The 11453-nt window shown below is 69.7% G+C and carries 8 protein-coding genes; 5 read left to right on the top strand and 3 right to left on the bottom strand.

Features of this window, described 5'->3' with window-relative positions; genetic code table 11:
- Positions 1-384 precede the first annotated feature (384 nt).
- Both hemB and AB0N66_RS42055 read left to right on the top strand, forming a co-directional pair.
- Entirely contained in the window at positions 385-1377 is a 993-nt protein-coding gene (hemB, locus tag AB0N66_RS42060) for a porphobilinogen synthase (protein WP_365446165.1), read from the top strand.
- A gap of 109 nt (positions 1378-1486) precedes the next feature.
- Positions 1487-2701, top strand: coding sequence for a PLP-dependent aminotransferase family protein (locus AB0N66_RS42055; protein ID WP_365446162.1), 1215 nt, complete (start codon positions 1487-1489; stop codon positions 2699-2701).
- Positions 2702-2725: 24 nt separating this feature from the next.
- On the opposite strand, the gene AB0N66_RS42050 is transcribed toward AB0N66_RS42055, so the two are convergent.
- The gene (locus AB0N66_RS42050) at positions 2726-3460 is read right to left on the bottom strand and encodes a DUF4232 domain-containing protein (RefSeq protein WP_365446159.1); all 735 of its coding nucleotides are present in this window, start codon (positions 3458-3460) and stop codon (positions 2726-2728) included.
- Positions 3461-3674: 214 nt separating this feature from the next.
- Here AB0N66_RS42050 and AB0N66_RS42045 point away from each other — a divergent pair, with 214 nt between their 5' ends.
- A complete protein-coding gene (locus AB0N66_RS42045) occupies positions 3675-5060 on the top strand; it encodes a helix-turn-helix domain-containing protein (protein ID WP_365446156.1) in 1386 nt (461 codons plus the stop codon).
- Positions 5061-5177: 117 nt separating this feature from the next.
- Positions 5178-6080 carry an SAM-dependent methyltransferase gene (locus tag AB0N66_RS42040; protein ID WP_365446153.1) on the top strand — a complete coding sequence of 301 codons (903 nt, stop codon included), beginning with the start codon at positions 5178-5180 and terminating at the stop codon, positions 6078-6080.
- 199 nt (positions 6081-6279) lie between these two features.
- Here AB0N66_RS42040 and AB0N66_RS42035 read toward each other — a convergent pair whose 3' ends face one another.
- Both AB0N66_RS42035 and argS read right to left on the bottom strand, forming a co-directional pair.
- Positions 6280-7161, bottom strand: coding sequence for a DUF4253 domain-containing protein (locus AB0N66_RS42035; protein ID WP_365446150.1), 882 nt, complete (start codon positions 7159-7161; stop codon positions 6280-6282).
- A gap of 230 nt (positions 7162-7391) precedes the next feature.
- A complete protein-coding gene (gene argS / locus AB0N66_RS42030) occupies positions 7392-9173 on the bottom strand; it encodes an arginine--tRNA ligase (protein WP_365446148.1) in 1782 nt (593 codons plus the stop codon).
- 376 nt (positions 9174-9549) lie between these two features.
- Between argS and lysS the strand changes: the two genes are divergently transcribed.
- The gene (lysS, locus tag AB0N66_RS42025; RefSeq protein WP_365446145.1) at positions 9550-11316 is read left to right on the top strand and encodes a lysine--tRNA ligase; all 1767 of its coding nucleotides are present in this window, start codon (positions 9550-9552) and stop codon (positions 11314-11316) included.
- Positions 11317-11453 lie beyond the last annotated feature (137 nt).

Genomic DNA, 11453 nt, shown 5'->3' with positions numbered 1-11453 from the left:
GTACATCCGCCCGTCGCCGCCGGATCAGACGTCGGTTGTGTGGAGACGGGTCCGGTGACGCGAACGTACGCGACGGGCATTTGATGTACCGGCCCCCGGCCCCTTCCGCCGGTGGGCGGCTTTCCGCATCAGCTCCGGCCGCGCAGTCTTTAGCCCGTCCGGCGTTTGAGGACGAGGCCGTTCAGGCCGATAGCGGGGGTCTGGGGGCGCGGCCCCCAGGTACGGGATGGGTAGGGGCGGAGGGGGCGAGGGAAAGCCTGGCTGGTCACCTGCTCCGGGGCTTGTCGTGGTGCTCTTTGCTCTCGGGGGCGGTGAGAGTGGGTGGCTGTCGGCGCCGACGTCTCGTCGGCAAATGGGGTGCGGGGGCGGGCGTAGCGTAGATGTATGACGACGTACGGATCCTTTCCCGGTACGCGGCCGCGGCGTCTGCGGACCACTGCGGTCATGCGGCGCATGGTCGCCGAGACTCGGCTGCATCCCGCTGACTTCATCCTTCCGGCCTTCGTGCGGGAGGGTATTGGCGAGCCTGTGCCGATCGCTGCGATGCCGGGCGTCGTGCAGCACACCCGGGACAGTCTGAAGAAGGCGGCCGCGGACGCGGTGGCCGCGGGGATCTCCGGGATCATGCTCTTCGGGGTGCCCGAGGAGTCGAAGAAGGACGCGGTCGGTACGCCGGGCACCGATCCGGACGGGATCCTTCAGGTGGCGTTGCGTGATGTGCGCGCCGAGGTCGGTGACGAGCTGCTGGTCATGTCCGACCTGTGTCTGGACGAGACCACGGACCACGGTCACTGCGGGGTGCTCGACGCCGAGGGCCGGGTCGACAACGACGCCACCCTTGAGCGGTACGCCGAGATGGCGCAGGTGCAGGCCGACGCGGGCGCCCATGTCGTGGGTCCCAGCGGGATGATGGACGGCCAGATCGGCGTCGTCCGTGACGCCCTCGACCAGATCGGCCGGGAGGACGTCGCGATCCTCGCCTACACCGTCAAGTACTCCTCCGCCTTCTACGGCCCCTTCCGGGAGGCCGTGGGCTCCTCGCTCAAGGGCGACCGCAAGACGTACCAGCAGGATCCTGCGAATGCCCGGGAAGCCCTGCGGGAGCTGGCGCTCGACCTCGAAGAGGGCGCCGACATGGTGATGGTGAAGCCGGCGGGACCCTACCTGGACATCCTCGCGCGGGTCGCGGACGCCGTGGACCTGCCCGTGGCCGCCTACCAGATCTCCGGCGAGTACTCGATGATCGAGGCCGCCGCCGAGAAGGGCTGGATCGACCGGGACAAGGCCATCCTGGAGTCGCTGACGGGGATCAAGCGGGCCGGGGCGCGGAACATCCTGACGTACTGGGCCACCGAGGTTGCGCAGCGGCTGCGCTGAAGCCACGGCACTCGGCGACTGCGTCCGTATCGCGGAAACCTGTTTGTAGGCGGCATGTACATCCCTAGGCTGCGGCAAGAGTCACGATCGCAGCCGAAGGAGCCGAGCCATGACCGTCGCCGAGCCCGCGCCCACTCGTGCCCCTGTGCCGCCGTTCGCCGCGCGGGCCCGGTCGATCGGCGGTTCGCCGGTACGGGAAATCCTTGCCGTCACCGCGCGGCCCGAGGTGATCAACTTCGCGGGCGGGCTGCCGGCGCCGGAACTCTTCGACGTCGAGGGGATCTCCGCCGCGTACCGGGCGGTCCTCGCCGAGGCGCCCGCGCGGGCGTTGCAGTACTCCACGACGGAGGGCGAGCCGGGGCTGCGGGCCGTGCTCGCCGCGCGTACCTCGGTACGCGGGCTGGCAACCGGACCCGACGACCTGCTCGTCACGACGGGCTCCCAGCAGGCCCTTTCCCTGCTCGCCAGCGCGCTGCTCGAACCCGGGGACACGGTCCTGGTCGAGAACCCCTGCTATCTGGCCGCACTTCAGGTCTTCGGCCTCGCGGGCGTGCGGGTGGTGGCTGTGCCGGGGGACGGGCGCGGTGTCGATCCCGAGGCGCTGGAGGAGCTGGTGGTGCGCGAACGCCCCAAGCTGCTCTACACCGTGCCCACCTTCCAGAACCCGACGGGCCGCACACTGCCGGGTGAGCGACGGGCCGCCGTCGCCGAAGTCGCCGGCCGGCACGGGCTGTGGATCGTCGAGGACGACCCGTACGGCGAGCTGCGTTTCGAGGGCGAGCGCGTGCCGTGGATCGCGACGTACGCGGGAGCGGAGGACCGTACGGTCCTGCTCGGCTCCCTCTCCAAGGTCATGGCACCGGGCCTGCGGCTCGGCTGGCTGCGGGCCCCGGCGGAGCTGCGCCGCGCGTGTGCCGTGGCCAAACAGGCCGCCGACCTGCACACCCCGACTCTCAACCAGCTGGCCGCGGCCCGGTATCTGGCGGACAGCGACCTGGACGGGCACGTCACACGGGTGGCGGCGGTCTATCGCGAACGCCGGGACGCGATGCTCGCCGGCCTCGCCGATGCCCTCCCCGAAGGCTCGGTCTGGGACCGGCCCGAGGGCGGCATGTTCCTCTGGGCCCGGCTTCCGGAGACGTACGACACCACGGCTCTGCTCCCGGCGGTGGTGCGGCAGCAGGTGGCGTACGTCCCCGGTGCGCCGTTCTACGCGGCCGAGCCCGACCGGTCGACGCTGCGGCTGTGCTTCGTGACGCAGACGCCGGAGGAGATCGGGGAGGGGCTGCGGCGGTTGGGGGCGGGGCTGGCCTTTGGCCGGTGAGCCCCAGCCCCCTGCGGCCCGGAGTCACCAGGTGAGGGCGTCGGCCATGGTCGACTGCCAGTACGTGACGGTGATCGTCTCGTCGATCCACACGCCCTTCGTGGGGAGCGACGGGTTTGCCGCGTCTCCCGTGCCGTTGTTCAGGAGGACGGCGAGGGACTTGGCCGTGTAGCCGTTGGAGCCGCTGCCGTCGCCGCTCGACAGGAGCACGCTCGCGTAGCCCGACTCGCCCGGGGCCAGGGTGACCACGGCCTGCGGCTTGGAGTCCTCGAAGGCCGGCGGGACCGACTGGGCCTCGCTGAAGCGGACGGCCGGGTAGCCGATGAGGTTGCAGTTCCCCGAGCCGGTGTTGGTGACCGTGAGGAGCAGGTGGTTCAGGGGGCGGGAGACCTCTGTGGCGGTCGTTCGGGTGGTGGTGCTGGAGCAGCGGGTGGAGGTGGGGGCCGAGTCATCGGAGTTGTCTGAGGTGTCCGAGTTGTTCGAGTCCTCTGACCCCTTCGAACCTGTGGAGTCCTTCGAGCCCGTGGAGTCCGTTGTGTTGTCGGCGGCCTGGCCGGCCCCCGTGGACGTTCCCTCGCTCGCCTTGGCCGGCGGTGACGACGGCTTGGGGGACGCGAGGGGTGACTGCGTGGTCGAGGAGATCGCCGAGGCGCCCTCGTCCTTGACGCCCTCTCCGTTGTTGCATGCCGCGAGCGTCAGCGTGGCGACCGTGATCGCGGCGGCGGCGAGCATACGGGTACGGGAGTTGCGTGCGGACATGGTTGATCCCCCTGTGTGGAGCGGGTGTGGATGCAGGCCGGTCGACCGGGTGCCGGGAGCGGCGTGCTTGGATGACCACAGCTTGTGCGGCGATCCGTCCCAGCCGCCACAGCTGCCGGGGTTTCCGGGACGCTGGAACGCTCGCAGGGGCTCTGACCTGGGGGAACAATGTTCCCCTGGAACGCGGATCTGGGACGTGGGGAAGTGAGGAACGGTGGTGGGGGACGAGTTCTCGGAGCTGCTGGGACAGTTGAAGCAGCGGTCCGGGCTCAGTTACGGGGTGCTGGGGAAGCGGCTCCACATGAGTGCGTCGACGCTTCACCGGTACGTAAACGGGGACGCCGTACCGACGGATTACGCACCCGTGGAGCGGCTTGCCCGGGTGTGCAAGGCCACCCCCGACGAACTGGTGGAGCTGCACCGGCGGTGGGTGCTGGCCGATGCCCGGCGGGGACAGAAGGGGGCCATGGGCGTGGGTTCCGCCGAGGCGGAGCCCGGGGCGTCTGCGGTCACAGAGCAGGTTGCCGAGCCGGTCACCAAGTTGGGTGTCGAGCTGGGTGCCGAGCTGGGTATCGAGCCGGTTGTCGAGCCGGTTGTCGGGTCCGGAGCGGGAGTTGATCCGGAGGCCGGGGTCGTCCCGGAGGTCGAGCGCGGGGTCCTGCCGGAAGCGCCTGTGGCGCCCGCGGCTCGGCGTCGCCGTACCGTCGTTCTTGCCGGCGCCGCCGTCGCCGCGGCCGTCGTGGCGGCCGCGCTGGTGGTGAACCTTGTGCCCGGCAGGGGCGATGACGATCAGGGGCGGCAGCAGTCCGTGGGGGCCGCCGCCTCGGAGTCCGTCGCCGCCAGTCCCGGTGACACGCAGGGCTCGAAGGGGAAGTCGGCGTCGCCATCCGCCTCGGGAGGCGGCACACCCACGGCCTCCACCTCCGTCTCCGCGCCGCCGAGCGATGAGGCCGGGGCGGCTCGGGATGCCGCGGACGAGGACGGCGCCTCCGCGCCCACGGTCGCCACCAACCCGTACAGGTGGGAAGACCAGTGCAGCCAGCACTACCTGGTGAACCAGAAGGCCGAGCAGGTGCCACCGCCGCCGAACGAGCCGGAGGCGCGTGGGTGGGTCACCGCGCTCGGCGGGGTCGCCGCCGGACAGCAGATGCTCGCGCTGACCGTGCAGGGCACCGGGAAGGCCACCGTCGTACTGGAGGCGCTGCATGTCCGCGTGGTGACGAAGAACGCGCCGCTCGCCTGGAACGACTTCCAGATGGGCTTCGGTTGCGGCGGCGGAGTGGACACGAAGTCGTTCGTCGTGGACCTGGACGCCGGAAGTCCCACCGTCGAGACCAAGGCGGGGCAGCGGGACTTCCCCTACAAGGTCAGTGAGTCCGACCCCGAGGTCTTCTACATCTTCGCGAACTCCAAGGCCCATGACGTGAGTTGGTATCTGGAGCTGGACTGGTCGAGCGGGACCAAGAAGGGCACCGTCCGCGTCGACGACAACGGCAACCCGTTCCGGACGAGCGGGAACGTGGGGCGGCCCGCGTACGCGTATCCGCTGGGCGACTCCGAGTGGTGGAGGAACGAGTACGAGCCCAACATCAAGGGCTGACTGCTGAATCGAGGGCCGCCTTCCGATCTCGGGACCCGTCCCGGACGGCACCATCAAGCTTCCCTGGGAGTTACGTTGTTGCCCGTTGAATGACGCGACTCTTCAGGGAGAGGCTCTATGCCCGGTGATGCTCTCAGCCAGGACCCCGCCGAGCTGAGAAGGAGGATCGACACCGCCAAGGCGCATCCGGCGCGGGTCTACGACGTCTTTCTCGGCGGCAAGGACAACTACCCCGTCGACCGCGCCGCCGCCGCTGCCGGCCTCGCGGCCAATCCGCGCGGTTACCTCGACGTCCGGCACAACCGTGACTTCCTGCGGCGGGCCGTGGCCACGGTGGCCCGGGAGGAGGGCATCCGCCAGTTCCTGGACATAGGCACCGGGCTGCCGACGCAGGAGAACGTCCACCAGATCGCCCAGCGGATCATCCCGGACTCACGGGTTGTGTACGTCGACAACGACCCGGTGGTTCTGGTTCACGCGCGCGCTCTGCTCACCAGCGGGCCCGAGGGCCTCACGGACTACATCGACGCCGACCTGAAGCAGCCCGCGCAGATCCTCCAAGAGGCCGCCAAGACCATCGACTTCGACCAGCCGGTCGCCCTCGCACTCGTCGCGATCCTGCACTTCGTCGAGGACGAGGAGGCCTTCCCGATCGTGCGCGAGCTCGTCGACGCGCTGCCGTCCGGAAGCCGGCTCATCCTCAGCCACCTCACCGAGGACCTCAACCCCGAGAACATCCGAGCGGTCCAACGGACGTACACCGAGCGCGGTTTCACCTTCGTGCTGCGCTCCAAGGCGGAGGTCGAGCGCTTCTTCACCGAGAGCGGCCTGGAGCTGGACGACCCGGGTGTCGTCCCCGTCCACCACTGGCGCCCCGACGGCGCGGCCCCGCTGCCCGAGTCGGCCGAGCCCGCCTACTTCGCCACCCTCGACGAGATCGACAAGGTCCGCTACCGCGACATCAACGACGTCACGGACGCCGACATCAACGTGTACGCGGCCACCGCGATCAAGCGTTGACCCGTGGGGCCCGCCGAACCACGCCTCGGCGAATGCGTCGAGGCGTGGTTCGGAGGAGGCAGTGTTCGGGGAGGCGGGGTTCGGAGGAGGCAGTGTTCGGGGAGGCGGGGTTCGGGTGACGAGTCGTGGTTCGGGTGCGGCGTGGTTCGGGTGCGGCGGGCGGTCGGCCGTCAGGTCGCTGTGCGCGACGCGGCCGGCGTCAGTCCCACCAGAAGGACCACACCTTCTGGCCGAGGACGTCGTGCGCGGCGTACGCCTGTAGCGTCTCGTGGTGGCCCTGGGTGATGTTGTCCGGGCAGAACGCGAAGTGCTCGGCGGCGATCGCCTCCGCCTCGGCCGTGGTGGTGGGTGGGGCCGCCACCGACAGGACGAGCTGGTCGAAGGTGAGGGCGACCACGCGGATGCCGAAGCGGTCCTCCCAGGAGCGGAGCACGGCGCACAGACGGGCCACGTCCCCCTCGTAGTTCACGGGACCGGACCAGCCGATCGCCGCCGGGATGTCCGCGCTGCGGCGGGCCGGGACCAGGGCGAGGCGCGGGTCCTTCAGCCACGAGCCGCTGTCCGCGAGGGAGTCGGCGATCTCGGCGGCGCGCACGTCCGGGTCCACGTCCGGCGCCGTGGCGGGGGCGAGGCCCGGCCACTGAGAGCCGTAGGGCGCGACCGTCTCGTCGTACGTGTGGGGCTCGCCGAAGGCCTCTACGACGGCTGCCTTGCCCGGGTAGTCCTCGTCCGGGTCGGGAGCGTCCGCCGCGTACTCCTCCCAGAACTCCGCGAGCACCTCCTCGGCGTCGTGATCCCCTGGGTACGACACCTCGTCCGGCGCCAACTCCCAGTCGTCCAGCTCCCCTTGGTCGCCGCCGACGTCTATGAGGAGGGGAAGCAGGCCGGATGTCCGCCGGGCGGGTGCCAGCGTCGACCAGGCTCCGGGAGCCGCCGGCCCGTCGGCGTGCCAGAGCAACGGCTCATGCCACGGACCGTCATCAGTCGCGTCGATCAGTCGCCCGGACGGGAGTTCAAGCCCGAGCGCGCGCCCGCTCGGGTCGGCCGCCAGAGTCGGCAGCGGGTTGGGAAGTGTCGCCATGGCAGTGACTTTAGGGGCAGCCACTGACAACGGCCCTGGAGACCCGGGTGACTTGGGGGACCCGAGCAGCGCCCCGGTGGCGCCAACTCCAGTACGTCCACCGCGGGGCCGTCGTCGCAGGTTCCGTGGTGGGCCAGGACCGTGACGAGTGGAGTGAAAGCCGGCGCGGCCCCCGGCACCTGAACAACCGGGGGCCGCGCCGGCGAACGCCCGTGGGCGTTCGGAGCGGATCAGAGCCGCTCAGGCGTCCTGATCCCAAGCAGCGCCATGCCCTGCTGGAGCGTGCGGGCCGTGAGGCCCACGAGGAACAGACGGTTCTCGACGAGCTCCGGCGGGTTGTCGGCGCTCAGAACCTGGCACTTGTCGTAGAACGTGGTCAGGAGCGAGGCCAGCTGGTAGAGGTACGACGCCAGCTTGTGCGGCTCATAGCCCGCGGCCACCTCGGCGAGCGTCTCGCCGAACCGGTCCAGGTGCAGACCCAACTCCCGCTCGGCCGACACCAGTTCCAGCTCCGGGTGGGCGACCGGGCGCGCCTCGCCCGCCTTGCGCAGGATCGACTGGATACGGGCGTACGCGTACTGGAGGTACACCGACGTGTCGCCGTTCAGCGACACCATCTGGTCCAGGTCGAACTTGTAGTCCCGGACGGCGGAGGTGGAGAGGTCCGCGTACTTCACGGCACCGATACCGACGTACCGGCCGTTCTCCTCGATCTCCTGCTCGCTCAGGCCCACCTTCTCGGCCTTCTCGCGTACGACGGCCGTGGCGCGGTCGATCGCCTCGTCCAGCAGGTCGACCAGCCGGATCGTCTCGCCCTCACGGGTCTTGAACGGCTTGCCGTCCTTGCCGAGGACCGTGCCGAAGGCGAGCTGGTGCGCCTTGACGTCGTCGTTCAGCCAGCCCGCCCTGCGCGCGGTCTCGAAGACCATCTTGAAGTGCAGGGACTGGCGGGCGTCCACCACGTACAAAAGCGCCGAGGCCTTCAGGTTGAAGACACGGTCCCTGATCGCGGACAGGTCCGTCGCCGCGTAGCCGTACCCGCCGTCCGACTTCTTCACGATCAGCGGGGTCGGGTTGCCGTCCGGGCCCTTGACGTCGTCGAAGAACACACAGAGCGCGCCGTCGGAGTGGACCGCCACGCCCGACTCCTCCAGGAGGCGGCACGTCTCGTCCAGCATGTCGTTGTAGCCGGACTCGCCGACCACGTCCGCGTCGCGGATCTCCATGTCCAGCTTGTCGAAGACCGAGTAGAAGTAGATCTTCGACTCGTCCACGAACTTCTGCCAGGCCGCGAGCGTTTTGGGATCGCCCGCCTGGAGGTCCACCACCCGGAGCCGCGCCCGCGTCTTGAACTCCTCGTCGGAGTCGAAGAGCTTGCGGGCCGTCTTGTAGAGCCGGTTCAGGTTCGACATGGCTTCTTCGCCGGTGACTTCGGCGTCCTCGTCGTCGAGCTTGTGGTCCAGCTCGTGCGGGTGCTCGTCCAGATACTGGATGAGCATGCCGAACTGGGTGCCCCAGTCGCCGATGTGGTGCCTGCGTACGACGGTCTCGCCGACGAACTCCAGGATCTGGACCACCGCGTCGCCGATCACCGCGGACCGCAGGTGACCTACGTGCATCTCCTTCGCCACGTTCGGCTGCGCGTAGTCGATCACCGTCGTGCCCGGGTGCTCGGCGAACGGCACGCCGAGGCGCTCGCCGTCCGCGTACCGCGCCGCGAGGTTCTCGGTGATCGCCCTGTCGGTGATCGTGATGTTCAGGAAGCCGGGTCCGGAGACCTCGATGTCCTTGATCACGTCACCTGTCGTGATCCGCTCCACGACCTGCGTCGCCAGCTCACGCGGGTTCGCCTTCGCCTTCTTCGCGAGCGCCAGGATTCCGTTGGCCTGGAAGTCCGCCCGCTCGCTTCGGCGCAGCAGCGGGTCCGCGGAACCGGCCTCCGGCAGGGCTGCCGAGAGGGCGTCCGCGAGGCGCTGATGGACGGAAGCGGTGAGGGACGTGACCGAGGCCATGTGAGTGGGTGCCGTTCTCCTCGAGGAATCAGATAGACCCATCCAGTATCCCATGGGGGGACAAGCGGATTTCTCGGGCGAGGGGGGTGTGGGGGTGCCCGCCGTGGGTGTGGACGCGGGGTATTTTCGCCCCCTCCGCCCCTACCCGTCCCTTGCTCCTGGGGGCTGCCGCCCCCAGACCCCCGCTGTCGGCCTGAACGGCCTCGTCCTCAAACGCCGGACGGGCTGGAACGGCGGCCCCCGTGGGTGGGTGGGGGATCGGGATGGCGCCGTCTCGTTGAAAAGGGGTTTTCGTGGATGGGCGTCGAGCTGGGAGAATGGGGCCTTCAGCCGTGTGACCGTGCCGGCTGGTTCGAAGGAACTTCAGGAAGAGGACGTGCCGATCGTGGCTCAGAGCACCGAGACCACCGACTGGGTCTCCCGTTTCGCGGATGAGGTCATCGAGGAGTCGGAGCGTCGGGCCCCTGGAAAACCGGTCGTCGTCGCGTCCGGGCTCTCGCCCTCCGGCCCGATCCATCTCGGGAACCTTCGGGAGGTCATGACGCCGCACCTCGTCGCCGACGAGATCCGGCGGCGCGGCCACGTCGTACGCCACCTCATCTCCTGGGACGACTACGACCGCTACCGCAAGGTCCCGGCCGGCGTTCCCGGCGTCGACGAATCCTGGGCCCAGCACATCGGCAAGCCCCTGACCTCCGTACCGGCCCCCAAGGGGTCGGTGCACCCCAACTGGGCCGAGCACTTCAAGGCCGCGATGATCACGTCGCTCGCCGAGCTGGGCGTGGAGTACGACGGGATCAGCCAGACCGAGCAGTACACGTCCGGTGTGTACCGGGAGCAGGTGCTGTTCGCGATGAAGCACCGGGGCGACATCGACGCCATCCTCGACCAGTACCGCACCAAGAAGGCTCCCGCCAAGAAGCAGCAGAAGCCGCTCGACGAGGCCGAGATCGAGGCCGCCGAAGGCTCCGGCGCCGCCGCCGAGGACGACGGCAGCTCGGACGCCGGGTACTTCCCGTACAAGCCCTACTGCGGGAGTTGCGAGAAGGACTTCACCACCGTCACGGCCTACGACGACGACAGCACCGAGCTGACGTACACCTGCTCGGCCTGCGGTTTCTCCGAGACCGTCCTGCTGAACCAGTTCAACCGCGGCAAGCTGGTCTGGAAGGTCGACTGGCCCATGCGCTGGGCCTACGAAGGTGTCGTCTTCGAGCCGAGCGGTGTCGACCACTCGTCCCCCGGCTCCAGCTTCCAGGTCGGCGGACAGATCGTCGGGATCTTCGGCGGCAAGCAGCCGATCGGGCCCATGTACGCCTTCGTCGGCATCAGCGGCATGGCCAAGATGTCCAGCAGCAAGGGCGGCGTACCCACCCCGGCCGACGCCCTCCAGATCATGGAACCGCAGCTGCTGCGCTGGCTCTATGCCCGCCGCCGCCCCAACCAGTCCTTCAAGATCGCCTTCGACCAGGAGATCCAGCGGCTGTATGACGAGTGGGACAAGCTCGCGGGCAAGGTGGCTGGGGGCACATCCCAGGCTTTCGGCTCTGGGGGAGGGTCCGTGCTTCCGGCGGACGCCGCCGCATACACGCGCGCGGTGGGCACGGCGGCCGCCGAGCTGCCCAAGACGCCTCGCCCGATGCCGTACCGCACCCTCGCCTCCATCGCCGACATCACCGCCGGCGCCGAGGACCAGACCCTGCGGATCCTCAGCGAGCTCGACCCCCAGAACCCGCTCGGCTCCCTCGACGAGGTCCGGCCGCGGCTCGACAAGGCCGAGACCTGGATCAACACCCAGGTCCCCGCCGAGGAGCGGACCGTCGTCCGCGACGAACCCGACGCCGAGCTCCTCAAGTCCCTCGACGACCAGGGGCGCGAGTCCCTGCGCCTGCTCCTCGACGGACTCGACGCGAACTGGTCCCTCGACGGCCTGACCCACCTCGTCTACGGCGTCCCCAAGATCCAGGCCGGCTTCCCCATCGACGCCACCGCCAAGGAACTCCCCCCCGAGATCAAGGTCTCCCAGCGCACCTTCTTCGCACGGCTCTACCACCTGCTGGTGGGGCGTGACACGGGCCCGCGCCTGCCCACCCTGCTGCTGGCAGTGGGGCAGGAAAGGGTGCGCAGGCTCCTCGGGGAGTAGACCCGGCGCTACGACGACGGGGGCGCCCGGTGCCATTGAGCACCGGGCGCCCGCTTCCACAGCAAGGGGTTTCTCCACGGCACCGGGCCCGGCCCCGCGCCTGGCCAACGGCTGGTCGAGCGGGGGCCGCGGCTTCC

Source organism: Streptomyces sp. NPDC093544, from assembly GCF_040683495.1.
GTDB lineage: Bacteria > Actinomycetota > Actinomycetes > Streptomycetales > Streptomycetaceae > Streptomyces.
Note: the sequence above shows the minus strand (reverse complement) of the source record. Positions and strands in the feature narration are given on the sequence as shown.